Origin of the sequence: Anabaena sp. CCY 9402-a (genome assembly GCF_963920945.1) — a bacterium.
GTDB lineage: Bacteria > Cyanobacteriota > Cyanobacteriia > Cyanobacteriales > Nostocaceae > Trichormus > Trichormus minutissimus.
The window spans coordinates 1-24,972 of the sequence record NZ_CAWUDL010000071.1; the positions used below are offsets into that span (position 1 = coordinate 1).

Sequence of the window (24,972 nt, forward strand, 5' to 3'; positions counted from 1 at the left end):
ATCTAGCATCCCTAGGTTCTATAGATGATGTTTTTTGTCAATGCGTAAGTCCTAACATTGATGTTTTTTAGTTTGAAAGGGAGGATTTGCGATCACACAATCAAATTGATTAATCCGGTCATTTAAAGTTTTATCATTAATAGTAGAGTTTACAGAGACTATTAACTTAGTCCATACTCTTGCAAAATCAACTGTGTCTTTCTTTTTGGAAAGATCCTTAATTTCTTGAGAACGACCTTGAGCATACAAAAGTGCAATAGCATAAGCTCGTTTAATTAAAAATTTATCTGATTCACTTAATTGATTATTTTTCTCGGATTCACTTCGCTGATTATCTGAATGAGCAGAAAATAGGGATAGCTGAAATTGTTTTTGAATTTCTGGAAATTTACCCTTAACAATTTCTGATAATTCTTCAGGTTTTAATTTGTGCATATCGGTTAATTCCTTTTGCAATTCCAGAGGTGCATAATTAATGGGGGGAATAGTATTATTTTCCATAGTCATAGATTTTTCTTCATTTACTAATCTAGAAAATACTTTAATTCAGTATATCCTATATTACTAACTTTGTTAGATACCCATATTTTCTTATGGTTTATTAGTGGTGATCCAAAATTACCAATTCATTTACAAAGTATTATTCGTGATTTAAATAATGACATATATTTAAGTTGTGTTCCAGTTTTGGAAGCAACTGTTAAATATCAATTAGGTAAATTACCTTTACCAGAATCACCATTAATAGTCTCAATTTAGATGAAGAAAGTATTGCTCAACTCCTAAATCTGCCATTATTACTAACTTTTGACGGTGCGTTGCGCTGTGCGACAACACACCCTACATTAAAATTTCCTAACATACTTTAGTTATTGTATTATTTTTTACTTAAAATTTTTAAGTAAAAGTGATCTGGATACATCAAGAGAATGTTATTTTTTTGTATTTGTGTATACAATATTGATTAATTTTAGATTAAGATATTATTCACATAAATTTAATTACAGTGTCATTTACGGGCTATAAGTACAGCTAAAACTGCCTCATATCCGTTAGATACTCTAATATTTACTTTCACTAAGCATTCTGTCAGTGGTATTGTGAGGAAACCGTCCGATGATTCAAAACTTTGATAGTTCGGAATTTATGGCTAATAGGCAATACCAACGAATTACTCCAACCGTCAAAATAAGGCGCAGTTGGCGTTATTGCTCAGTTGTGTAGGCGAGCGATCGCGTTTTGCCCACACTAGCTGATTTCATCTGCAATTGCTATAAATTTAATTTTATTAAGAAACATCAAGATTTTGGCAAACTAGAGTATATGCCTAATCAAATATCTACTCAAACCTTGACTACTCAAACTTCTAGTTCATTCCTCACCCTCGCCATTGCCCCAGCAAAAGTGATGCGTGGCGTGCATATATTGCAGTCAGCAGCCTTAGAAATTGCCAAACTTGGCACTCGTCCCTTGATTGTGGCAGGAAATAGCACCCTTGCTATTTTTCAGGAGAGTTTACAGCAGATTTTAGAACACCAAAATCTGCAAGTGACTCCAGCCTCCTATGGTACAGACTGTTCGGAAGCTAGCTTAAAATCTCTGAGGAAGGTAGCTAAAGAACATAAAGCTGATGTGATTATCGGTGTTGGTGGTGGTAAAGCCTTAGATACAGCTAAATTAGTTGCCCATCAGTTACAGTTACCCGTCGCCACCATTCCCACCTCAGCCGCTACCTGTGCAGCTTGGACGGCTTTATCGAATGTCTATTCTGAGGAAGGAGCATTTCTCTATGATGTGGCTTTGTCTCGCTGTCCCGATTTATTGATATTGGACTACGAGTTGATTCAAACAGCACCACCACATACCTTAGTAGCAGGAATTGGGGATGCGATCGCAAAATGGTACGAAGCTTCAGTTAGTAGTGGGCATTTAGAACACACTTTAATTATTGCCGCAGTTCAACAGGCGCGAGTTTTGCGGGATATTTTATTGCAAAAGTCAGCCGCAGCTTTAGAAAAACCAGGCAGTGAAGTGTGGCAAGAAGTTGTTGATGCTACTGTCTTACTAGCTGGTGTCATTGGCGGTTTGGGTGGGGCGCAGTGTCGCACCGTTGCCGCCCATGCAGTCCATAATGGTTTAACTCACATTGCTGGACACAGAAGCATCCACGGCGAAAAAGTCGCCTATGGTATTTTAGTGCAGCTGCGTTTAGAAGAAATGGTACAAGGCAACCAACTGGCAGCTGCTTCTAGACAACAATTGTTGAAGTTTTATGCAGAGATTGGATTACCACAAAAATTAGCTGATTTGGGTTTGGGTAACATCACCCTCGGCGAGTTACAAACAGCCGCCGAAGTCGCTTTAGCACCTGAATCGGACATTCATCGACTACCATTTAAAGTTGCGTTGGAACAGTTAATGGCAGCGATGGTTTCTACCACTGCACCGACAGATAGTAGAGACTTAGTTAATCGTGTCTCCACCAGGGGAATAAGTGACGAGGTTGAGGAATGAGTTTGGATTGGATTACCCCAGCAGATCGGATACAGCAACTACCACCTTATGTATTTGCCCGTCTCGATGAGTTAAAAGCTAAGGCTAGAGAACAAGGAATTGATTTAATTGATTTGGGGATGGGCAATCCCGATGGCGCGACACCACAACCGGTGGTAGAAGCGGCTATCAAGGCTTTGCAAGATCCCGCCAATCATGGTTATCCCCCCTTTGAAGGTACGGCCAGTTTCCGCCGTGCCATTACTAATTGGTATAAACGTCGCTATGGTGTGGTATTAGATCCTGATAGTGAAGCTTTACCGCTACTCGGTTCTAAAGAAGGATTAACTCATCTAGCGATCGCATATATTAATCCTGGTGATGTGGTACTAGTGCCTTCCCCCGCCTATCCTGCCCATTTTCGCGGGCCAGTAATTGCTGGCGGCAAAGTCCACAGCTTGATTTTGAAGCCTGAGAATGATTGGTTAATTGATTTAGCCGCCATTCCTGAAGAAGTTGCTAGACAAGCCAAAATACTTTACTTCAACTATCCCAGCAACCCCACAGCCGCCACCGCACCCCGCGAATTTTTTGAGGAAATCGTCGCGTTTGCTAGAAAGTACGAAATTCTCTTGGTGCATGACTTGTGTTATGCCGAGTTAGCTTTTGATGGTTATCAACCCACTAGCTTACTAGAAATTCCTGGGGCAAAAGATATTGGTGTAGAGTTTCATACCTTATCTAAAACCTACAATATGGCTGGCTGGCGTGTCGGGTTTGTAGTGGGGAATCGCCATGTGATTCAAGGCTTGCGAACACTCAAAACCAACTTGGATTATGGGATTTTTGCCGCCTTACAAACAGCCGCCGAGACAGCCTTACAACTACCTGATATTTACTTACACGAAGTACAACAACGCTACCGCACCCGCCGAGATTTTCTCATTCAAGGGTTAGGACAGTTGGGTTGGGATATCCCCAAAACCAAAGCTACAATGTATTTGTGGGTTAAATGTCCTGTGGGTATGGGTTCAACGGATTTTGCTTTGAACTTGTTGCAGCAGACAGGCGTTGTTGTCACTCCGGGTAATGCCTTTGGCGTTGCTGGTGAAGGATATGTGCGTATTAGCTTGATAGCAGATTGCGATCGCTTGGGTGAAGCCTTACATCGCATTAAACAAGCTGGTATTTGTTATTGCCCGGAAGCCCTTGTTTCTGCCTCAGAATAAACATACATAGCATTTTTGACCGAATTAATTCATGCAAACCCCCATCGCTAACGTTCCCCATTTCATCGCTACTGGTTTCCATGCCCTTTCCGATCCCATTAGGATTAATGTGCTGGAATTGCTACGTCAGCGAGAATTGTGTGTTTGTGACTTGTGCGAAGCTTTGGGGGTGAGCCAATCTAAATTATCTTTTCACCTCAAGACTCTGAAAGAAGCCGGGTTAGTTAACTCCCGTCAACAAGGACGTTGGATTTATTACAGACTCAATTTGCCTCAATTTGGCGTTTTGGCAGAATATTTAGCCGATTACCGCAACTTAGGGCAAACTCTACCTGCACGCCCCTGTGATAATATTTCCTGATACATCAACTTTTTTTGATGAATTTTTGTGTATAGAAGCTATTTTGTGATTGACATATCAATTTTTTTTGAAATGATATAAATATAAACTCCATATCACCCCTAAAGGTGAGGTCAATGAACGCAATAGCAAAGAACTTGGCTCTCGCAGTTGGGATGCTGGTTATAGCCACAGGTTGCGCTACCACATCCGACAAATCTGCTGAAACTCAGCCACCAGTAACCGCAGCTGAAGTGAGCAACACTCAAACAGTGTCACAAATTAAGATTGACGGTTCGAGTACAGTTTATCCAATTACGGAAGCGATCGCTAACCAGTTTCAACAAACAAAACCACAGTACAGAGGACAAGTTAAAGTTGACTTCTCTGGGACAAGTGGCGGGTTTAAGAAATTTTGTGCGAAACAAACCGATATTAGCAATGCTTCACGACCGATTTTGCAAGCAGAGATAGAAACTTGTAACAAAAATGGTGTGAAGTTTATCGAACTTCCTATTGCTTATGACGCTTTAACAATTACCGTCCATAAGGATAATTCTTGGGCAAAAGATATCACAGTAGCAGAGTTGCAAAAGATTTGGCAACCAGAAGCTGAAGGTAAAATTACACGATGGAAACAAGTACGTGATTCTTGGCCTGATCAACCAATTAACTTATATGGTGCAGGTAAAGATTCAGGAACATTTGATTATTTTACAGAAGCGATCGTTGGTAAATCCAGAGCTAGCCGCAATGATTATATAGCTAGTGAGGACGACCTAGCACTAGTCAGAGGAGTTGCTAGAGATGCGAATGCCTTGGGTTATTTTGGCTACGCTTATTATCTAAACAACAAAAACCAAGTCAAAGCACTAGCAGTAGATAACGGCAAAGGAGCAGTATTACCATCCCGTGATACTGTTGAAGATTCCAAATATCAACCCTTGTCTCGACCTTTATTCATTTATGTGAATGCTGAGGCTGTAGAAAAAAATCCAGCACTCCAAGAATTAATCGATTACTACATCAAATATGCACAATTTACAGCTACTTCTGTAGGATATGTGCCTTTACCCAGTGAATCATACGAAATAGCCAAAGCACGGTTTAAAAAAGGCAAAACAGGAACTTTATTTGCGGGAAAAGAACAGATTGATTTAACAATCAGTGACTTATTAAAAGCAGCAGAAGGGAAATAGCTAACTGAAATCAAAAGCTATAAATATTGGTGCAGTAATGATAAACAACCTAAATTTTACTGTTACCTGTCTGGTATCCGGTTGTGAAAGTGCCGATATCAAAACTCCAATTTTTTGAATGTAGATATTAACAGGAAAAATCATGAGAGTTCGTGTTGGCATTAATGGATTTGGTAGGATTGGACGGCTAGCATTACGAGCTGCTTGGGGTTGGCCAGAACTAGAATTTGTGCATATCAACGAAATCAAAGGTGGAGCAGTAACAGCAGCTCACCTGCTCAAATTTGATTCTGTACATGGACGTTGGACACCAGAAGTAGAAGCAGAAGGTGAACGTGTTCTGATTGATGGCACACCCCTCAGCTTTAGTGAGTATGCCCAACCAGGCGATGTACCTTGGGAAGATTTAGGTGTTGATATAGTGCTGGAATGTTCCGGTAAGTTTCGCACTCCTGCAACTCTAGACCCCTATTTTAAGCGTGGGGTGCAGAAGGTAATTGTGGCTGCTCCTGTGAAGGAAGAAGCCTTAAATATTGTCATGGGAGTGAATGACTATCTCTATGAGCCGGAAAAGCATCATCTTTTAACTGCGGCTTCTTGTACAACCAACTGTTTAGCCCCAGTAGTTAAAGTCATTCACGAAGGCTTAGGGATTAAACATGGAATCATTACTACAATCCATGACAACACAAATACTCAAACCCTCGTCGATGCGCCCCATAAAGACTTGCGTCGGGCGCGTGCTACGAGTTTATCACTAATTCCTACCACTACAGGATCAGCAACTGCGATCGCTTTAATTTATCCTGAACTCAAAGGTAAACTCAACGGTATTGCAGTCAGAGTCCCACTACTCAACGCTTCACTAACAGACTGTGTGTTTGAAGTTGTACGACCCACCACAGTAGAAGAAATCAACGGACTTTTAAAGGCTGCTTCCGAACAAGCACCACTCAAAGACATCCTCGGATACGAAGAGCGTCCTTTAGTATCTATTGACTACAAAGATGATCCTCGTTCTTCCATCATTGATGCCCTCTCCACAATGGTGGTTGACGAGACACAAGTAAAAATTCTGGCTTGGTATGACAACGAATGGGGTTATGCCAACCGCATGGTTGAACTCGCTCGTAAGGTTGCGTTGAGTTTGAACTAGAAGGGACTGGGTAATCGTTCTTCTCCCCTGCTCCCCTGCCCCTCCGCTCCCCTGCCTCTACCCCCCATTCCCCATGACTACCACAGCTTCTAAAGCCAATTTCAAAAACTATATTCTGGTAACACTTGCATATTGGGGTTTCACCATTACAGACGGTGCGCTGAGAATGCTGGTGTTACTCTACTTCAATAAACTCGGCTATACCCCATTACAAATCGCTTCTTTGTTCCTGTTTTACGAAGTCTTTGGTATTATTACCAACTTTTTAGGCGGTTGGATTGGCTCGCAATTAGGATTAAAAGTTACTCTTTATACTGGCATTGGATTACAGATTTTCTCTTTGGTGATGCTGGCATATCTGAATCCCGGTTGGGCGCAGTGGTTGGCTGTTACATATGTGATGGTAGCTCAGGCATTTTCTGGAATTGCCAAAGACCTAACCAAGATGAGTTCTAAAAGTGCTATTCGCTTGGTAGTTCCCCAAGATGCCCATTCTGCTCTATTTAAATGGGTGGCGGTGCTGACTGGTTCTAAAAATGCTCTCAAGGGAGTTGGTTTTTTTGTTGGTAGTGCATTGTTGGCTGGGATTGGCTTTGTCAATTCCTTGTTAGTGATGGCAGCTGCTTTATTCCTGCTGATGTTTACTGGGTTGATGCTGCCGAAAGGGATGGGCAAAATCAAGAAAAAAGTCAAATTTAGTCAACTGTTTTCTAAAAGTCCAGAGATTAATATTCTCTCAGCCGCTCGATTCTTTTTATTTGGTTCGCGGGATGTCTGGTTTGTGGTGGCTTTGCCAGTATTCTTGCGTGAGGTTTTAGGTTGGTCTTTTTATCAAGTGGGTGGATTTTTGGCGGTGTGGGTAATTGGCTATGGCATTATTCAGTCATCAGCACCAACATTAATGCGGCGATTTGGTTCTGGTCGTCCGCCACAATCTAAAACTATCCAGTTCTGGACATTTACTCTCACAGCCGTTCCAGCTGCGATCGCCATAGCTCTACAATTAGGTATCCCCGCTAATATCGCCATCGTGGGGGGACTGCTGGTATTTGGTGTGGTGTTTGCCTTTAACTCTGCGGTTCACTCTTATCTGGTGTTGGCATTTACCGATGATGACAAAGTGGCGTTAAATGTTGGCTTCTACTATATGGCTAACTCCGGTGGTCGCTTGGCTGGGACTGTCTTATCAGGTTTGGTATATCAATGGCTGGGGTTAGTGGGTTGTCTGTGGACATCAACATTTTTGGTACTAGGAGCAGCAGTAGTTTCACTGAAGTTACCAAATCCTAAACCCAGTAAAGCGATCGCCTGGAAAGCTGGTGACGGAGACTAAAAACCGATGTATCAAAGTAATAAGGGACTTCCAAGGAAAAAAATATTCCATTGACAGTTCACAGTCAACAGTCAACGACTTAAAGCGGAATAATTTATTTTTTGGAGTTCTCTAAAGATGAGTTTAAATCGTAAAACTAAGAGTAATCTCAGCTTTTTTGAAAAATACCTCACATTGTGGGTAATTGTGTGCATTTTGACTGGAATCTTCCTAGGAAGGTTATTTCCAGAGATAGCAGTAAAACTTGATGCTATTAGTGTGTATCAAGTGTCAATTCCCATTGCGGTATGTCTGTTTTTCATGATGTACCCCATCATGGTGAAGATTGACTTTAGCCAAGCTATCAATGCTATTCGTACACCAAAGCCTGTAATTCTTACCTTAGTGGTAAACTGGTTGATTAAACCATTCACAATGGTAGCTTTTGCCCAATTCTTTCTAGGCTGGTTATTTCGTCCGTTAATTACTGGGACAGAATTAATTCGTGGTAGTGAAGTTGCGATCGCTAACTCTTACATAGCTGGCACAATTTTACTAGGGATTGCACCTTGTACAGCGATGGTTTTAATGTGGGGTTATCTGTCCTACGGTAATCAAGGACACACTTTAGTCATGGTGGCAGTTAACTCTCTGGCTATGCTATTTTTGTACGCACCTTTAGGCAGGTGGTTATTAGCAGCAAATGACTTAACAGTCCCGTGGCAAACGATAGTTTTATCAGTGTTGGTTTACGTTGGATTGCCTCTAATCGCCGGGATTTACAGCCGTTACTGGATATTCAAATATAAAGGCAGAGAATGGTTTGAAGGGCAATTTTTGAAGTATCTCAGTCCTATTTCCATTACTGCTTTGCTAATTACTTTAGTTTTGCTATTTGCATTTAAGGGTGAATTAATCGTCAACAATCCCCTGCACATCTTACTAATTGCTGTGCCATTGTTTATTCAAACTAATTTCATTTTCTTAATTAGTTATGTAGTAGCATTAAAGCTCAATCTTTCTTATGAAGACGCTGCACCCGCCGCCTTAATTGGAGCTAGTAACCACTTTGAAGTAGCCATTGCTACATCTGTTATGCTATTTGGCTTAAATTCTGGTGCTGCACTCGCTACAGTAGTAGGCGTTTTAATCGAAGTCCCAGTTATGTTAATGCTGGTAGAATTTTGCAAACGCACAGCACCCTGGTTTCCCAGAGAGCCAGAAAAGGCAAGCTTGTCAGATCCACGCTGTATTAATTCTTGGCATTGACTTTACTCAGCACCCAGTACAAACCCCGCAAGAAAGTGGTCAGTTTTTTTAACTCAGCACAAGCTCAACGCCTTGCTACCACTAACAGCACTTTTAACTCACCACTCTTCATAAACTTCCAAATTACAAAATTCCTCTCATTTATGAGAGGAATTTTGTAAACTTTTGTAGCTAAAATTTTATTTTTTATGTTTAGAAAACACTCATTATGATGATGATACTGACACTAGTCAACATGATTAAAGCACCCATAATCATAGATTCTCCCAGGGAATTACGACTTTTTTGATTATTTATCATAGTAGAATCCTGCAAATTTTGTTATCTCATAAACATATCAGTCACCGTACAAATATCTAAGAAACCAAGGTAAAACTTAAAATACAGCAATATATCTTAGCAAATGCTGTAGTATTTACTAAGAAATTAGATTTATCACTAGAAATTTTTATTCCGTACAATAACCTAGGAATTACAAATTCACGCGGCATCATGATAAAAGCAGATTAACTTATATTCCCCTCCTCCTCTTGCTAATCAAAAATATTGCCGACGACCTAACTTATGATTAAAATCCTTCACCTCTCTGACATTCATATGGGAAGCGGTTTTTCCCACGGCAGAATTAATCCCGTTACAGGTTTAAACACGCGACTGGAAGATTTTGTGCAGACTTTATCTCTGTGTATTGATCGGGCGTTGACGGATGCTGTAGATTTGGTTTTATTCGGTGGGGATGCTTTTCCTGATGCGACACCGCCGCCTTATGTACAGGAAGCTTTTGCTAGTCAATTTCGGCGGCTGGTTGATGCTAATATTCCGACGGTGTTGTTGGTGGGAAATCATGACCAACATTCCCAAGGACAGGGAGGCGCGAGTTTAAATATTTACCGCACTTTGGGAGTACCGGGTTTTGTGGTTGGGGATAAGTTAACTACTCACCACATCTCTACCCCCAACGGTAAAGTGCAAATAATTACCCTACCTTGGCTTACCCGTTCCACATTGATGACTCGTCAAGAAACAGACGGTTTATCACTGGCGGAAGTCAACCAATTGTTAACGGAACGCTTGCAAGTTGTTATCGAAGGGGAAATTCGTCGGCTTGACCCCGATGTGCCAACTGTGCTTTTAGCTCACTTGATGGCTGATAATGCAACTTTAGGGGCTGAACGTTTTTTGGCGGTGGGTAAAGGTTTTACTCTCCCCTTATCTTTGTTGACTCGTCCTTGTTTTGATTATGTGGCTTTGGGACACGTCCACCGCCATCAAAATTTAAATAAATCTAATAACCCACCTGTGATTTATCCGGGGAGTATTGAACGGGTAGATTTTAGTGAGGAGAAAGAAGATAAAGGTTATATCATGCTGGAACTGGAACGGGGGAGTGCAAAATGGGAATTTTGCCCTTTATCAGTTCGGACTTTTCGTACTTTAGAAGTAGATGTGTCGAAAGCAGAAGAACCCCAAGGTGTTTTAATAAAAGCGATCGCTAAACATGATTTAGAAGATGCAGTAGTACGGTTAATTTATAAACTTCGTTCCGAACAAATCGATTTGATTGATAACTCTGCCTTACATTCTGCCCTGAGTGCTGCCCATACTTATACTATTCAAGCAGAATTAATCAGTCAGTTAGCTCGTCCCCGCATTCCTGAATTGACTGCTAGTAGTAGCATCGACCCGATGGAAGCACTAAAGACTTACTTGCACAATCGTGAAGACCTTAAAGAGATATCAGGATTAATGTTAGAAGCCGCAGAAAAGTTATTAGGGGATAATGGGGAAATTTGGCTAAAAGCAACTATTGGGGACAGGTGACAGGGGACAGGGGACAGGGGACAGGGGGACAGTTAAAAAATTGGCGTTGCATATTGGTGGGATAATTTAAGCAAAGTTCAAACTTTCTTCACTTGCTTGTATCAATTCATTCCACTTTTTTGCAACACCAAAATTTCAATTCAATTTAGGATCAATTAAATAAATCCAAGTCTGTGACAGCCCCAACACTGCTAGAGGAAACTAACTTGGCATATTTCGCCAAGATGCCTTTTGTGTAACGAGGTGGGCGGGGTTTCCAGTTAGCGCGGCGGCTGGCTAATTCTGCATCAGAGATATTCAACTGTAACAAGCGGGAATTAGCATCAATAGTGATGCTATCACCTTCTTCGACCAGAGCGATCGCACCACCAACGGCTGCTTCTGGGGCGACGTGTCCGACTACCATACCGTAAGTACCGCCAGAAAAGCGTCCATCAGTAATTAAACCGACAGCATCACCCAAACCCGCGCCAATAATTGCTGAGGTGGGGGCTAACATTTCCCGCATACCAGGGCCACCTTTAGGGCCTTCGTAGCGGATGACAATCACATCACCAGCTTGAATTTTACCTGCAAGGATGGCATCTAAGCATTCTTCCTCGGAATCAAATACCTTGGCGGGGCCAGTAATTAAGGCTTTTTTAATGCCAGTAATTTTAGCTACAGCCCCTTCTGTCGCTAGATTCCCTTTGAGAATAGCTAAGTGACCTTGAGCATACATTGGTTTATCCCAAGGACGAATTACATCTTGGTTTGTGGGTGGTTCTTCGGGGATATCTGCTAAAACTTCGGCAATGGTTTTACCTGTGATGGTCATACAGTCACCGTGAAGTAAGCCATGTACGAGTAGCATTTTCATCACTTGGGGAATACCACCAGCTTGGTGTAAGTTTGTGGCGACATATCTACCACTGGGTTTTAAATCACACAAAACGGGTACACGACCACGAATAGTTTCAAAGTCATCTAGATTTAGTTCTACACCAGCCGCGTTAGCGATCGCTAGAAAATGTAATACGGCATTAGTTGAACCACCCACTGCCATAATTACAGAAATAGCATTTTCTATAGATTTACGGGTGATAATTTGCCGGGGTAAAAGTTGATTACGTATTGCTTCTACTAGTACCTTGGCTGATTCTTCGGTGCTGTCGGCTTTTTCGTCATCTTCCGCCGCCATTGTAGAAGAATAGGGTAAGCTCATACCCATTGCTTCAAAGGCCGATGACATAGTATTAGCTGTGTACATCCCACCGCAAGAACCCGCACCAGGACAAGCGCGACGTTCTACTTCCATCAATTCTGTACCGTCAATTTTCCCCGCACTGTATTCACCAACAGCTTCAAAGGAACTGACAACAGTTAAGTCGCGGCCGTTGTAGTGTCCAGGTTTAATTGTGCCACCGTAAACAAAGATAGCCGGAATATTCATCCGCGCCATCGCAATCATTGCCCCTGGCATATTTTTATCACAGCCACCGATCGCAATTACACCATCCATACTTTGTCCGGTACAGGCGGTTTCAATGGAGTCAGCAATAACTTCTCGTGACACTAGGGAATATTTCATCCCCTCAGTTCCCATTGAAATTCCATCACTAATAGTAATTGTGCCGAACATTTGCGGCATTGCCCCAGCTAGTTTAACTCCGGCTTCGGCTCTTTGTGCTAGTTGATTAATCCCCATATTACAGGGAGTGATGGTACTGTAGGCATTGGCTACACCGACAATTGCTTTGTTAAAGTCTTCATCCTGAAAACCAACTGCACGCAGCATAGCCCGATTTGGCGATCGCTGTACCCCTTGTGTGACAACTTGACTTCTCAGATTCTCTGACATCTTTGTTTCACTCATATCTCTGTAGAAGTATCATAGGTAGACTTTTTTGAGATGTCCAATATATATTTGTTTAAAATTAAGACTTATAAAATATCATAAATATGGAACTACGACATCTGCGCTACTTTATTGCTGTAGCGGAGGAACTACATTTCAGTAAAGCCGCAGAAAGACTGCATATATCTCAACCGCCTCTCAGCCAACAAATCCAGCAGCTAGAGGTGGAACTAGGTGTAAAACTTTTTCATCGCAAAACTAAGCGACAAGTACAGCTAACAGAAGCTGGTAAGGTATTTTTACAAGAGGCTTATCAACTACTGGCGCAATTAGAAACAGCAGTAGCACTAACTCAAAGGGCTGGACGAGGTAAAACAGGGCAAATCCGCATAGGATTTACTAGCTTGGTAATTTATGACCTATTACCCTTGATTTTGCGACAATTTCGCGAGCAATTTTTGGAAGTAGAACTAGTCTTACTGGAGTTAACTACAAGTCAACAGGAGCAAGCACTGAGAGATTCTCGGATTGATGTGGGTTTTGCTCATCCACCTTTGGAAGATGACACACTATCTTATAAATGTATTCACAGAGAAACCTTAATGGTGGCTTTGTCATCAACTCATTCATTAGCTCAACAAGAATACATCTCAGTGCGATCGCTCCTCAATGAACCTTTAATTATGTTTCCCCGTTATTTAGCACCGGGACTATACGATCGCATCATGAGTCTTTTTCAGCAGGGAAATTTCAGCCCTAACATTAGTCAGGAGGCGATTCAAATGCAAACAATTATTGGACTAGTATCGGCGGGAATGGGTGTAGCGATCGCACCATCTTCTTTACAGAATCTGCAAAGGTCTGGTGTAGCTTATCGTCCCATACTAGACAAAGTACCTGTCATAGAAACTGCTGTAATCTGGCAGCAAAACAGTCTAACCCCTATTTTACAAAATTTTTTACAAATATCGGCTAATTGTTGCTCGCAACTTAATTAATCACAAGCGAGTTGATCTACGTTTAATTGATAGTTAAACACTCAAAATGGGAGAAATTGTAGTAAGACTGAACTGAGGCTACCCAGAAAGTCGAAAAAACTGGGTTTACCTGCGCTAATTTTTTCTGTGTAAGGGTTTTGCAGTTCTTTGATAAAGGCTTGGGTTGTTTGCATTCCTGTGGCGTTTTGCTCAGATGTAAACAGTTTTTCTGCTGCTTGAGCATCTTGAAATGCGCCTTCTCTGTCAAAAATTTGGTAGCGAGCAACACCACGCGCTAAATATGCACCTGCGTATTCTGGTTTGATGGCGATCGCTTGATTAAAATAGTTAATCGCCTGCTTTTGATTGCCCTTTTGTGCCTCAGCTACGCCCCAAGCATAAAATTCATCTGCTGTAGCAATTTGTAATGGTATACCTACTGCACCTTGGAAGTTTGCACCAGTGACGTAAGCACCAGTAAATTCTGTGTTTGCTAGATAGGTATTTCGCAAGTCAGCACTAGCAAGATTTGCGCCACCCAGTTTAGCTGCACTCAAATTCGCGCCAAATAAACCCGCACCACTCAAATTTGCACCCCGCAAATCTGTACCGCTTAAGTTAGCACGGCTCAGATTAGCACCTGTGAGATTAGCACCGCTTAAATTAGCACCTGACAAATCAGCCATGACTAAGCCTGCATTGGTTAAGTCACAGTTTTGACATTGTTTTGTTGCTAATAACTGCCTCAAATGTTCAGGATTTCCCGCTTGGACAACATTTGTCAGACTAATGGTAGTCAAAAATACGGATGTAGCTAAAATTATATTTTTCATAATCAGTTAGCAAATTTTTTGCTCAATACCCAAAATAACCTAAGACAAATTTATACTTGGGCTTATGATAGGAGTAATGTTAGCAGTTTGACCTCCGTAAAGACCTACGGTATTCACTTAATCTCTATACAATATGTGATGAAAAAGTATTGAGTGCGTTTAAGTAGAACAACTTGAAAAAACCAAACTATGTTAAGTAATGTAAAAAAATTAAGATTGATTTCGTAGTAAGGACTTTAGTCCTTTTTTATTCGCGGAGCGTGTCGTAGACAGAGGCTACGCCAACGCGGAGCGTGTTGTAGACAGACGCTCCGCGTTGTTTGCTTTGCTACGCAACGCTACCGCGCTTCCTGCGGAATACTGCGTGAACGCGTAGCGTATCCGTAGGATTCACCCCGCAGGAGTACACTACAAACCTTTAATTATTTACCCTGTTCTACTTAATTTGGAATTTTGAATTCCTTTAAAGGTTTTTGGCTCAGAGTGAAAGCCACTTTGTAATATGAGTTTATTTGTTGATTCATTACCAAAGAAGATGAACGATGCACCTGTGCAAATAAACTGAAAGTAAATGTTAAGATACCAGCTAAAAATAGTCTTTCTAGCATAGTTTGCACTCCCCACAACTATAAAATAGTTTAAACTCACGTAATACTTAACTGTGATTTATCTTTATCTAAAATATGGGATCACCGACTTAGTGCCAGGATATCCATACCTCAATAATATTTGTTATATATATCGATAGTTAATGCAGAAATTACGCAAAAATATTTTTCTGTAATTAAATAATAAAAACCCCAGTTTCTTGAACAGGCTGGGGTTCTCTGTTTGTCAAGCAAACATCATATATCAACCAGGTAAAGATAAGCCTGTGACGGCTATTACACCAGCAATTACACTGGCTACGAGGGAAGATAATGCTGTACCAAATAGCCACCAAGCTGCACTAGCGACGGTTTTTCTAGTTTCTTCGGCTTGTTTTTTAGCTTGCTGTTGCACTGCTTTAATGCGTTTTTGGGCTTCTTGCTGAATCCTTTCGGCGCGTTGCACTACACTATCTCGCGCCGCTTCTATTTGGTTGATGATGCGGTTAGCGTCTTCTTGGGAGATATCCTCACGGGAACTCAAGATGGCTACTAGGGTATCACGGTCAAATTGACTGAGGCGATCGCGCAAAGCTGCAAATCCTACTTGCGGATCATCAAACACTTTGGCAAAGTCTTGTCTAATACCTTCATAGCTGAGTTCTGGACGTTCTAGGGAATCGAGGTAGTTACGAATCTTGCCAAAAATTTGGTCAATGGCTGACTGGAATTTTTGCTGGATTTGCTGGATTTGCTGGACAATCGAGTTACGTGCTGATTCGATTTGATCAACAATCCGGTTTGCTTCCTCTTCTGAGATATCTTCCCGTTCAGATAATAACGCCACCATTGTGGAACGGTCAAATTTAGAAACGCGATCGCCTAAATTTTCTACTCCCAAGCGGGGGTCTTGCAATAGCAATCCTAAATCCCGTTTGATACCTTCGGGGTTAAGTTCTTCTTTGTTGGTGTGACGCAGATAATTTTCCAGGCTGGCTGTAAAATCTCCCACTCTCTGAGTAGTGCGTTTTGCCAAGCGGCGTGGCGTTCTGATTATATTCCCCATCGCCTCTTGTACTTGGTCAATTGTCCGATTAACTTGCTCTTCGCTCAAGTTCCCCTGTTGGCTGAGGAGTTTAACCAAGGTTTCGCGGTCAACTTGCGCTAGTCTGTCGCGTAATGCTTCTGCACCCTCTTGTGGCTGAGTTAGTAAAGTTTCTAAATCGCGTCTAATCCCTTCGGGGTTGAGTTCTTCTAAATTGGTATTGCGGAGATAGTCACCAATAGCTGTGATGGTGCGATCGTATTGTTCTCTTACTTTTTGCGGTGTTTGTAAAACGTTATCTCGGACAGATTCTAATTGATCGATAATTTGATTGATTTGCTCTTCATTCAAATCTTGACGCTGACTGAGCAGTTTTACAAATGTATCACGGTCAAACTGCGATATGCGCGATCTAATCTGCCTAATTCCTATTTGGGGATCTTCTAGTAATGCTTGAAAATCGCGTCTAATACCTTCACGATTTAACTCATCTTTGTTGGTATGGCGGAGATAATCTTCGACCCTTTGCCATAGTTGATTAACTCTATTTGTGGCTTGTTCTTGTTGTTCTCTGGCTTGATTGGAGACATCATTGCAGATACCGTCAAGTTGACTAACTATATTATTAGCTTCCTCTTCGCTAAAATCTTTTCGTTGCAAGAGTATCTGTACAAAGGCTTCCCGGTCAAATCCTTGTAAAAGAGTGCTTAAATCTATGGATTCACCATCTAATTCTGTTAACAAGTTGGCAAAATCTCGCCCAATTGCTTCTGGATTCAGTTGTTCTTTACCAGTTGCACGTAGATAATTTTCGATGCGGAGGCGAACTTGTTGACCTTTTTCAACTCTTTCAGTTTGGCGCACAGTTTCTAAAACTTCCTGGCGAATGCTATCCATCTGTTGGGAGATTTCTGTCACCTTCGCTTCACTAATATCACCTCGTTGTTTCAGCCAGTTGCTAAAGTTATCCGACTGGAGTTGTTCTAGTTGCTGATGGACATTTGTCGGATCTGCTTGGGGGTCATAGATAACTTCAGGGAATTCATCTCTAATAGTGATGCGGTTGAAATGCCAAGGAAAAGAATTCAAGATATAGTCTTTGACATCTGATTTGATGGTGTTATCACTAGGCGCGGGGAATCTCTCAGTTATTTGCTCAGTGGTTTTATCTCTGAGTTGTTGTATTTCGTGGGTGATTTTATCGACATCGATATCTTGAACTTTGTCTTTTAACTTTTGTAATTGATTGGTGATTTTATCGACATCAATATCAGCGATATCAACTCGATCTAAGACTGTTGGCATAGCAGCAGCTACACCATATTGTACAGCTTGCTTGATTACACCATTTCTGCCATTACCGTTTTTTCTGCCTACAGTCACTAACTGTTGTAGTCGTTCACCTAAATCTGCCGATTTCAACTCTTCGGGAGTAGCAGATTGTAACAAATTGATGACTTGTTCTGTAGGGTTGCGGCGAGCAAAGGTTTGTTCCCAAGCTGCGTTTAATTGGTCAGCAATTTGGTTGATATTTTCCTTAGATAGATTGGTGCGACTGCTAACTAAATCTACAAAGGTTTGGCGATTAATATTTTTGAGTAAGTCGCCATCAGCAAGTGTTCCCCAATCTACATCACTCAGAATTTTATCAAACTGACTCCGAACGTCTGCTAAATCTAGTTTTGGCAGTGGTAGAGATGCTAAGGAATTTTGCAGGGTATTGGTAATACTTTCCGTATCCAAACCAGCCGTCAATTCTCTCCTGACTGCGGCTGCAATTTCCTCAGCCGTGGAAACTGCTTGTTGTTGTGCAGCACCAGCACCAATGGCTGTGGTTGCCGTTCCCATCAGGGATTGTAAACCAGAATTGATAGTGCCGATGATAGAACCGAGTAAAGAACCAACTGAGGAAGAACCCAACCACGCTACTAATAAGAAATAGGTAGACCAAATGACAACGCCAATAATAGCTCCTAGCAGCGCACTGTCAATTAAGCTCAGTTTAACTGCTAAAAAACAAGCCGCAAATAAAGCAATACTGGCGGTGATGATCCCCCAAGCACCAACTTTAGCTTCAACTTTGCGAATCTTCCTCCCAAAACTGTCTGACTCCCCATTATCTACATCAGTTCCTAAAGTTGATATTCTGGCAGCTACTGAAAGGTTGGTTAACAATAATTGAAAGGCGATCGCCATTAAAGTGCCAGCTAACAAAGCTACTAGAAACTGTGAACTAGAAAACACAAAAGATGGTTCTACTGGCATTATGACATCTGGCAATCTTGTTGTAGATGCTACACCAAAAGATAACCAAGGTTGTATCGAAATACTTTCCCAAATTTCAAACATAGTATTTTTTCTCTTACGCTCAATAGATTAAATATCCACTTCTTAGAGAATGGCTTATTTACTAGTCTATTTATTGGTTGTAATTGAACTACACTTTCTTAGGTAAGAAGTTTAACTATCAAAGGTTATATCTTCTAGTAAAATATTTAATAAAAAATATTCTAACTATTACTAAAACAATCAAGACAATACGCATTTACAAGCGTTTAGATTGGTTGTTTACCTATTTATTTTTTGATTATATTTTCCAAGGAAATAAGTCTTTTTTTTATTGCTTTGGTAATTTTTATGCTTTCAGTGACATTATCTATTTCTCTTGGTAGAACAGGAAATTATGCCAACAGATTGATGAAAAGAAATATAAAAAAATGTTTATTAGAAGTAATGGCAATTCAAAAATTTTCTTTATCTGTGAAAGTGAATTTTTTAATCAGTAATTTTTGTGTTGATTATCGGGAGAAATAAGACATGGTTGTGGGTATACATAGACGTTCTGTAGGTGTGTTTTCTAATCGTCGGGATGCTGAACAGGCACTACATGAGTTGAAGCACTCCGGCTTTCCTATGGACAGAGTCTCGGTGATCGCACAAAATGCAGATCGGGATGATGATATGGCTGGGACTCCAGTGCAGGAGAAAGTAGGTAATAAAGCTGATGAAGGTGCAACAACCGGAGCGATTTCGGGAGGAGTTTTAGGCGGTTTAGGTGGCTTGTTAGTGGGTCTAGGAACTCTAGCAATTCCTGGTATTGGCCCGATCATGCTGGCGGGAGCAACCGCAACTACTATAGCCACCACCTTAGCGGGAGCTGGTATCGGTGCGGTGGCTGGTGGTTTACTAGGTGCATTAATTGGCTTGGGTATCCCCGAAGAGCGAGCTAGAGTCTACGAAGAGCGTGTACGGCGAGGACACTATTTAGTGATCATTGATGGCACAGATGCAGAAATTGCTCAGGCAGAGGCAATTTTACATCGCCGTGGTATTGAAGAGTACGGCGTGTATAACTCTCCTGATGCACAACGTCCTACTACAAATGTCGCTCGTGTTGAGCCAACCAGTGGTACTACTACATCTATACAAAGAACTAGACGGGCGATAGGGGTATTTCCTCATCGTCGAGATGCAGAAGTTGCATTAGCCGAATTGCGAAATGCCGGTTTCCCGATGAATCAAGTCTCGCTGATTGCTAAAGATACCAAGGATCATGGCACACCAGGGGTTGATAGAGGTATAGGCAATAAAGCTGACGAAGGAGCTAAGGCTGGAGCTGCTACAGGCGGAGTTTTCGGCGGTTTGGGTGGTTTATTAGTCGGTCTGGGTGCATTGGCAATTCCGGGAATTGGCCCAGTGATTGCGGGTGGTGCAGCCGCAACTGCTTTAGCGACTACTGTAGCGGGTGGTGCTGTAGGTGCAGCAGCCGGGGGAATTGTTGGCGGACTAGTTGGTTTAGGGATTCCTGAAGACCGCGCACGAGTTTATAGCGATCGCTTCCAAAGAGGTGATTACTTAGTAATTGTCGATGGAACAGAAGCACAAATCCACCACGCAGAAACAATCCTCAAACACCGAGGAATTGAAGAATTTGCTGTCTTTGATGCCACCGATTTAGACGCGGAACGCCACCATCACCAAGGTTTAGAACGGGCGAGACACGAAGATATTGTTCGGACTGAAAAACCAGTTACAGGCGATCGGCATGATCCTGCGGTAGTGATTGTTGACCGCCGGGAAGAACGAATTTAACCCCCTTAATCTCCCTAATCCAGTTCCCTCCCCTACCCTTCGGAAAGCCGCTTCGCATCTAGTGCAAGGGGAGGATTAGGGTGGGGCAAAACCTAGATTTTCAAGCTAGTTCCCACTTGTTAAGCAAGTCTACCTTTTTCATATTTACCTCCAGAAATAAAGCAATGAACAAGCTCACTCCTTTTTTTATTAGTTGTGTTTTAGTTATTGGTGCGGCGGCTTGTCAAGACACGGCCAAAACAACTGTGACTGCACCAGCACCAGACGAAGCACCACAAGCTCCAACGGCACAAGTAACACAAGAAGCCCAAGAAGATGCTCAAAGTGAAACTCGCAGGAGACAACTGAATGCAGACATTCGCGCCCGTGAAGAGCGAAATAATCTGACGGGTGGAGATGCACAGAGAACCGAAGGTGATTTAGCCAGTGAAGTGCGATCGAAATTGGAGGCTAACATCCCTGATGGTCAATTAACGGTTAATGCCGAAGAAGATGGAATTGTTACTGTTGCCGGAACTGTAAACAATCAAGAGCAGTTATCGAAGATTGAACCTTTGGCAAAAGAAATTAAAGGTGTCACACAGGTAATTGTCAATGCAACCGTTGCGCCGCCAACAAGCTAGAGCTTTCTGAGAAATAAATTACCCTCTTGTGGCATGGGGAATGTGGAATGGTTTTCCTCACCCGTCCCACAAGGGAATCAGGGATGTTTCTTGATTCGGAAGTGTCCTAAATTTGGTGGCTACAGTATTATTTAGGTGTAAATAAATATAGCTAATCATTAAAATAGTCAGTCGCTAGTGTAACTACTTACTTCTAATGATTGACAATTGACAACGCTCATGATTATGTTTATTTACATCTGATCACTTAGAAAAACTGTTTTGATTACCAAAATAGAAAAATTATGGAAACCGAACAAAAGCAACCGGAATCCTTAAATGCCACTTTACCACAAGGCACAATAGCACTACCAGAGGCACAAAATGGTAACTTACCTAAGCTACCACCTGCAACTGACAGCAATGCCCAGTGGCAGCAAACTGCCAAACAAGTAGCAGATTTTTTTGGACAATTCCCTGAATATTTAGGGAGTTTTTATCAAAAATATAAGCAGCCCATTGTTACTGTTTTGTTAATTTTATCGCTTGTAGTGACACTGAAGGTCTTACTAGCTTTAATAGATGCAATCAATGATATCCCGCTTTTATCACCTCTTTTTGAAGTGATTGGAATTAGTTACTCAACCTGGTTTATTTTCCGTTATCTTATTAAGTCTTCAACTCGCCAAGAACTAGTATCTGAAGTTAATTCACTGAAAAATCAATTTTTTGGTGGATAAATTCTCTAACATTAAGTTCTTCTTATATGCGGTAGCAATCATATTTAGTTTTTGAGTATGGCTGCAATTCACAATCCCGGTTTTTCACAGAAATCGGGATTCTTAGTTTTTAGCAATCATTTAGATTTTCAACTCTCATTTATACTGATTTGAATATACCGCAAGGAATAAATAAATATAGAAAGTTAATTTTAAATTACTACTAAAGATAGTAGATTTATCGTTATCAAAATTTTAATATTGTTCTCGAAGTTTTAACAGTTTTTTTTAACGAGGACATATTTATGGCTAGTGAAAAAAATAGAGGTATAGATTCATCTGAACGCGCAGAAATAGATACATATGATAGAGGAATTGTCCCTGCTGAAACTGCTGCTCGCAAAGAAAGAGAAGGTGATTTATACAAAACACTGCCAACAGAAGAAAGAGAAGCAGATGCACCTACAGATGATCAAACAAATGCCCAAAGTGTTCGCACTACAGATGGTTATACAGTAGATAAAGAAGGTTTGTTAAATAACTATGCAGTTGAACCTGAAATGTATTACGAAGTTCCTGGTGATGCGAAAGAAGAAGCAGAACAAGATACCTCAGAACGTATGCAAGAATTAGCCGAAGTTAATGAAGATAAAGAAGGTGAATTAACCGAAAAAGGTGATAGAAGAGGTAAAGGAACAGGTTTAATTTAGGGTGTAAAGACGTTGCATTGCAACGTCTCCATAGGCGTTCTGAGTTTTGCAAATCATCTATTAGGGCTAAGTGGTAAATGTTTAATCGGCACTTTAACTACTGGGATTTTGTGAAAGTATTCACGAGAATAGTAGTTTTGCCGACCACTATTATCTAAAAATTGCGTATAGCTTTGTAGCATGATTTGTTTACCAGCATAGCCTAAACCTAAAAAGGTATTAGCAAAGCCCTTATTGTAATTAGCCGAACCATAACCATGATTAGTATCTTGGACATTAACACCATAGGTAGCTAATTGTGTAGTACCCCAATTGCAATCTGTAGGATGGCATTGACCAAACACGCGAATATTTAACGTGTTCCTACCAGCAGAAGTAATAACTAAGCGAGTAATACCGCGAGTATTGGCATCTTTATTAACCCAAGTCCCAACAAAATCACCTGGTGCAGCTAAAGTAGGACTGGCAAAAGCAGCAGTTAAAGCTATACTTGCAGCAGCAAGACTTAAAGAACGTTTTAACATTTTATTCACACTCCATTTAATCTTTGATAGATGAATCCTGATATTAATTTTTGTAGATAAATATCAGGTATTCAAAATTATTAATTTGTGAAAATTTGAATTGGGAATTTTAACGAATTAATAATTGATTACCGCCACTTTTCACTCCAAGCACCTGTAACATCAAAACCACCAGGAACAGGTGTTAACTTCAATGAACCCCAACTAAAGGTGTTACAAATTGTGCCGAAGTTAGTACCACAAATATCACCAGCACCGTAACCATTAACAGAACGTGTTCCTACATGAGAATAGGTAGAACCGCCCCAATTACCATTACCAAACCAAGTAGTGTTTTTCAGACCACCCCGGAGAACACAACGCAAGCCATCACCTCTACGACTACCTGAGAGGTCAGAAACTTGGTATTCATCAAAATATCCACCACAGGTTTTTGGTCTGGGTAAAGGTTTATAATTAGTGCTTCTGACTAATTGCCATTCTTCATTCCATGCACCAGTAACACGAATTGTTGAACCACCACCCAATACTTGCACATTTAAATTTCCGGGGAAGTCGCCGTTAAAATATTCACCATTACCGTGAATATCAGAAGCAAAACCAACTAAATTGCGGCCTCTGTAGATGGCTTGTCCTACGTGGCGATAGGTTGAACCGCTCCAATTACCTTCACCATACCACGCCAATCTGGGAATTGGTTTTCCTGGTATACCTTCGCTAAATTTGACGCAACGGATACCAATACCCTGACTATCATTAAGAGATTTGACAACGTAAGTACGCAGATGCGGGCCACAATTAAAATTTTGTTTTTGAACTAGCTGGAAGTTTTGAAGTCTTGGTACTTGGGCTAAAGCTGTAGTTGCCGTAGTTAAGGTTACCATGCCTCCAAGTATTAAAGATTTAATTCCTAGGCGAAACATGATACTTTTTCCTTGTAGTAAAGTGTGTGCAGGTGTTGTTGAACACCTTCTGTTGTCCTATAGATCGGCTTCTAGTTTTTTATGCAACCTCGGCAAAGCATCATTGAAATTTTTTCAACTTTTGTGCAGTTCGATGCCGATCGCTTCAGTCGGTGGGCGGCGGAATCACGCTTGCGTCGCAGCATTCAAAGTTGTCTCCACCAAACCCCCAAGGAAACTTCAGAACATTTTTGGGCGTTGTATTGGTATAAGTTTTTGCAGACTCCTGAAACTCAATCCTTAGCCAAGCAACATCTGATGGCTTATCTGCAAGAACCTTGTTATTGGACATCCCAAAAAACAGCCGCTAGTCTTACTAGTACGCAGTACAAGCTGTCAGATTGTTTTCAAGTAGCGATCGCCCAAATCGATCGAGTCCTCAAAGGGTTTAATCCCAGTCAAACTAGCACGCTGAAAAACTACGCTAGCATTATCTTTGGTAGTGCGATTCGGGAAACCCTACGCCAACGCCAGGAAGTTGATATCTGCACTGATTGGGGTCTGTTACGCAAAATCAGCCAAAAGCGGTTGGAGGAATCTTTGCAAAATGCTGGTTTGTCCCCAACAGAAATTAGGGCTTACATCCAAGCATGGAGTTGTTTTAAAACCCTGTATGTGCCTACAAAAGCGGCTAACTCGCGCCAATTATCTCCCCCAGATGATGCAACCTGGGAGGCGATCGCTAAAACTTACAACTCCCAAAGCACACAATCAACTAACCCCCAAACCCTAGAGAAATGGTTATTGAGTGCGGCTAAGGCTGCACGCAAATATCTGTATCCCAACCTAGATTCTCTGAATGTTACTAAAGGTAGTGATGATTCCTTTGAGATGTTGGATAATCTCCCTGGTACAGAACAGCCATCTTTAATTCAAGAAATCATTGTTCTGGAAGAAGAACAAGCCAGAAATTCGCAACAAACAGAAATCAATCAAGCATTAGTTCAAGCAATTTCTCAACTAGATGCTCAATTACAAGAAATTGTAATTTTATACTACGGCCAAAAACTGAATCAAGATGCGATCGCTCAACAATTAGACATCAAGCAATATACCGTTTCCCGGCGACTCAGCAAAACTAAAGAAACTTTATTGCGATCGCTAGCAACCTGGAGTCAAGATACACTGCATATTTCCCTGACACCAGACATACTAAAGGGTATGAGTACGTTGATAGAAGACTGGCTACAGAACTACTACAATGCCTCGCACCCCTAAACTATGCTAAAACAGTCGAAAATTGATTATTAAGATTTGTAGATTTT

20 protein-coding genes are annotated in these 24,972 nt (G+C 41.3%); 14 read left to right on the forward strand and 6 right to left on the reverse strand.

Annotation, left to right across the window (positions count from 1 at the left end):
• Positions 1-51: 51 nt before the first annotated feature.
• Entirely contained in the window at positions 52-507 is a 456-nt protein-coding gene (locus ACM0OR_RS21910) for a hypothetical protein (RefSeq protein ID WP_414578737.1), read from the reverse strand.
• 816 nt (positions 508-1,323) lie between these two features.
• On the opposite strand from ACM0OR_RS21910, the gene ACM0OR_RS21915 reads away from it, so the two are divergent.
• From ACM0OR_RS21915 to sbcD, 8 genes are all read left to right on the forward strand, one after another.
• Positions 1,324-2,514, forward strand: coding sequence for an iron-containing alcohol dehydrogenase family protein (locus ACM0OR_RS21915; RefSeq protein WP_414578738.1), 1,191 nt, complete (start codon positions 1,324-1,326; stop codon positions 2,512-2,514).
• Positions 2,511-3,722 (forward strand): aspartate aminotransferase, encoded by a 1,212-nt coding sequence (locus ACM0OR_RS21920; RefSeq protein WP_414578739.1) that lies wholly within the window; start codon positions 2,511-2,513, stop codon positions 3,720-3,722. The genes ACM0OR_RS21915 and ACM0OR_RS21920 overlap by 4 nt, the downstream gene beginning before the upstream one ends.
• 31 nt (positions 3,723-3,753) lie before the next feature.
• The gene (locus tag ACM0OR_RS21925) at positions 3,754-4,083 is read left to right on the forward strand and encodes an ArsR/SmtB family transcription factor (RefSeq protein ID WP_414578740.1); all 330 of its coding nucleotides are present in this window, start codon (positions 3,754-3,756) and stop codon (positions 4,081-4,083) included.
• Between the two features lie 116 nt (positions 4,084-4,199).
• Entirely contained in the window at positions 4,200-5,261 is a 1,062-nt protein-coding gene (locus ACM0OR_RS21930; protein ID WP_414578741.1) for a PstS family phosphate ABC transporter substrate-binding protein, read from the forward strand.
• Positions 5,262-5,403: 142 nt separating this feature from the next.
• A complete protein-coding gene (locus ACM0OR_RS21935) occupies positions 5,404-6,417 on the forward strand; it encodes an ArsJ-associated glyceraldehyde-3-phosphate dehydrogenase (protein ID WP_414578742.1) in 1,014 nt (337 codons plus the stop codon).
• Positions 6,418-6,490: 73 nt separating this feature from the next.
• A complete protein-coding gene (gene arsJ, locus ACM0OR_RS21940; protein WP_414578743.1) occupies positions 6,491-7,750 on the forward strand; it encodes an organoarsenical effux MFS transporter ArsJ in 1,260 nt (419 codons plus the stop codon).
• A gap of 117 nt (positions 7,751-7,867) precedes the next feature.
• Entirely contained in the window at positions 7,868-8,998 is a 1,131-nt protein-coding gene (gene arsB / locus ACM0OR_RS21945) for an ACR3 family arsenite efflux transporter (RefSeq protein ID WP_414578744.1), read from the forward strand.
• 564 nt (positions 8,999-9,562) lie between these two features.
• The gene (gene sbcD / locus ACM0OR_RS21950; RefSeq protein WP_414578745.1) at positions 9,563-10,819 is read left to right on the forward strand and encodes an exonuclease subunit SbcD; all 1,257 of its coding nucleotides are present in this window, start codon (positions 9,563-9,565) and stop codon (positions 10,817-10,819) included.
• Positions 10,820-10,970: 151 nt separating this feature from the next.
• On the opposite strand, the gene ilvD is transcribed toward sbcD, so the two are convergent.
• Entirely contained in the window at positions 10,971-12,659 is a 1,689-nt protein-coding gene (gene ilvD, locus ACM0OR_RS21955) for a dihydroxy-acid dehydratase (RefSeq protein ID WP_414578746.1), read from the reverse strand.
• A 101-nt stretch (positions 12,660-12,760) separates the two neighbouring features.
• On the opposite strand from ilvD, the gene ACM0OR_RS21960 reads away from it, so the two are divergent.
• Positions 12,761-13,654: a LysR family transcriptional regulator gene (locus tag ACM0OR_RS21960; RefSeq protein ID WP_414578747.1), complete on the forward strand. Its 894-nt coding sequence runs from the start codon at positions 12,761-12,763 to the stop codon at positions 13,652-13,654.
• Positions 13,655-13,695: 41 nt separating this feature from the next.
• Here ACM0OR_RS21960 and ACM0OR_RS21965 read toward each other — a convergent pair whose 3' ends face one another.
• Both ACM0OR_RS21965 and ACM0OR_RS21970 read right to left on the reverse strand, forming a co-directional pair.
• On the reverse strand, positions 13,696-14,466 hold the full coding sequence (locus ACM0OR_RS21965) for a pentapeptide repeat-containing protein (protein ID WP_323264535.1): 771 nt from the start codon (positions 14,464-14,466) through the stop codon (positions 13,696-13,698).
• An 852-nt stretch (positions 14,467-15,318) separates the two neighbouring features.
• Positions 15,319-18,447 (reverse strand): MFS transporter, encoded by a 3,129-nt coding sequence (locus ACM0OR_RS21970; RefSeq protein WP_414578748.1) that lies wholly within the window; start codon positions 18,445-18,447, stop codon positions 15,319-15,321.
• Between the two features lie 468 nt (positions 18,448-18,915).
• Here ACM0OR_RS21970 and ACM0OR_RS21975 point away from each other — a divergent pair, with 468 nt between their 5' ends.
• From ACM0OR_RS21975 to ACM0OR_RS21990, 4 genes are all read left to right on the forward strand, one after another.
• Positions 18,916-20,190 (forward strand): general stress protein, encoded by a 1,275-nt coding sequence (locus ACM0OR_RS21975; RefSeq protein WP_414578749.1) that lies wholly within the window; start codon positions 18,916-18,918, stop codon positions 20,188-20,190.
• A 164-nt stretch (positions 20,191-20,354) separates the two neighbouring features.
• Positions 20,355-20,813, forward strand: a complete 459-nt coding sequence (locus tag ACM0OR_RS21980) for a BON domain-containing protein (protein WP_190699951.1) — start codon at positions 20,355-20,357, stop codon at positions 20,811-20,813.
• A gap of 284 nt (positions 20,814-21,097) precedes the next feature.
• Positions 21,098-21,532 (forward strand): CAAD domain-containing protein, encoded by a 435-nt coding sequence (locus ACM0OR_RS21985; protein ID WP_323264539.1) that lies wholly within the window; start codon positions 21,098-21,100, stop codon positions 21,530-21,532.
• Positions 21,533-21,816: 284 nt separating this feature from the next.
• Entirely contained in the window at positions 21,817-22,221 is a 405-nt protein-coding gene (locus ACM0OR_RS21990; RefSeq protein ID WP_414578750.1) for a hypothetical protein, read from the forward strand.
• 53 nt (positions 22,222-22,274) lie between these two features.
• Here the strand turns inward: ACM0OR_RS21990 and ACM0OR_RS21995 are convergent, their stop codons facing one another.
• Together ACM0OR_RS21995 and ACM0OR_RS22000 are read right to left on the reverse strand one after the other, a co-directional pair.
• On the reverse strand, positions 22,275-22,745 hold the full coding sequence (locus tag ACM0OR_RS21995; protein WP_414578751.1) for a hypothetical protein: 471 nt from the start codon (positions 22,743-22,745) through the stop codon (positions 22,275-22,277).
• Positions 22,746-22,873: 128 nt separating this feature from the next.
• A complete protein-coding gene (locus ACM0OR_RS22000; protein WP_414578752.1) occupies positions 22,874-23,629 on the reverse strand; it encodes a hypothetical protein in 756 nt (251 codons plus the stop codon).
• 120 nt (positions 23,630-23,749) lie between these two features.
• On the opposite strand from ACM0OR_RS22000, the gene ACM0OR_RS22005 reads away from it, so the two are divergent.
• Positions 23,750-24,925 (forward strand): sigma-70 family RNA polymerase sigma factor, encoded by a 1,176-nt coding sequence (locus ACM0OR_RS22005; RefSeq protein WP_414578753.1) that lies wholly within the window; start codon positions 23,750-23,752, stop codon positions 24,923-24,925.
• Positions 24,926-24,972: the final 47 nt, after the last annotated feature.

Excerpts from the sequence above, each read along its gene's own strand:
- ACM0OR_RS22005 (WP_414578753.1), top strand. The coding sequence starts at position 23,750 with ATGCAACCTCGGCAAAGCATCATTGAAATTTTTTCAACTTTTGTGCAG.
- ACM0OR_RS21920 (WP_414578739.1), top strand. The coding sequence starts at position 2,511 with ATGAGTTTGGATTGGATTACCCCAGCAGATCGGATACAGCAACTACCA.
- ACM0OR_RS21935 (WP_414578742.1), top strand. The coding sequence starts at position 5,404 with ATGAGAGTTCGTGTTGGCATTAATGGATTTGGTAGGATTGGACGGCTA.
- ACM0OR_RS21910 (WP_414578737.1), bottom strand. The coding sequence starts at position 507 with ATGACTATGGAAAATAATACTATTCCCCCCATTAATTATGCACCTCTG.
- ACM0OR_RS21960 (WP_414578747.1), top strand. The coding sequence starts at position 12,761 with ATGGAACTACGACATCTGCGCTACTTTATTGCTGTAGCGGAGGAACTA.
- ACM0OR_RS21975 (WP_414578749.1), top strand. The coding sequence starts at position 18,916 with ATGGTTGTGGGTATACATAGACGTTCTGTAGGTGTGTTTTCTAATCGT.
- arsB (WP_414578744.1), top strand. The coding sequence starts at position 7,868 with ATGAGTTTAAATCGTAAAACTAAGAGTAATCTCAGCTTTTTTGAAAAA.
- ACM0OR_RS21915 (WP_414578738.1), top strand. The coding sequence starts at position 1,324 with ATGCCTAATCAAATATCTACTCAAACCTTGACTACTCAAACTTCTAGT.
- arsJ (WP_414578743.1), top strand. The coding sequence starts at position 6,491 with ATGACTACCACAGCTTCTAAAGCCAATTTCAAAAACTATATTCTGGTA.
- ACM0OR_RS21980 (WP_190699951.1), top strand. The coding sequence starts at position 20,355 with ATGAACAAGCTCACTCCTTTTTTTATTAGTTGTGTTTTAGTTATTGGT.
- ACM0OR_RS21930 (WP_414578741.1), top strand. The coding sequence starts at position 4,200 with ATGAACGCAATAGCAAAGAACTTGGCTCTCGCAGTTGGGATGCTGGTT.
- ACM0OR_RS21990 (WP_414578750.1), top strand. The coding sequence starts at position 21,817 with ATGGCTAGTGAAAAAAATAGAGGTATAGATTCATCTGAACGCGCAGAA.
- ACM0OR_RS22000 (WP_414578752.1), bottom strand. The coding sequence starts at position 23,629 with ATGGTAACCTTAACTACGGCAACTACAGCTTTAGCCCAAGTACCAAGA.
- ACM0OR_RS21995 (WP_414578751.1), bottom strand. The coding sequence starts at position 22,745 with ATGTTAAAACGTTCTTTAAGTCTTGCTGCTGCAAGTATAGCTTTAACT.
- ACM0OR_RS21925 (WP_414578740.1), top strand. The coding sequence starts at position 3,754 with ATGCAAACCCCCATCGCTAACGTTCCCCATTTCATCGCTACTGGTTTC.
- sbcD (WP_414578745.1), top strand. The coding sequence starts at position 9,563 with ATGATTAAAATCCTTCACCTCTCTGACATTCATATGGGAAGCGGTTTT.
- ilvD (WP_414578746.1), bottom strand. The coding sequence starts at position 12,659 with ATGTCAGAGAATCTGAGAAGTCAAGTTGTCACACAAGGGGTACAGCGA.
- ACM0OR_RS21985 (WP_323264539.1), top strand. The coding sequence starts at position 21,098 with ATGGAAACCGAACAAAAGCAACCGGAATCCTTAAATGCCACTTTACCA.
- ACM0OR_RS21965 (WP_323264535.1), bottom strand. The coding sequence starts at position 14,466 with ATGAAAAATATAATTTTAGCTACATCCGTATTTTTGACTACCATTAGT.
- ACM0OR_RS21970 (WP_414578748.1), bottom strand. The coding sequence starts at position 18,447 with ATGTTTGAAATTTGGGAAAGTATTTCGATACAACCTTGGTTATCTTTT.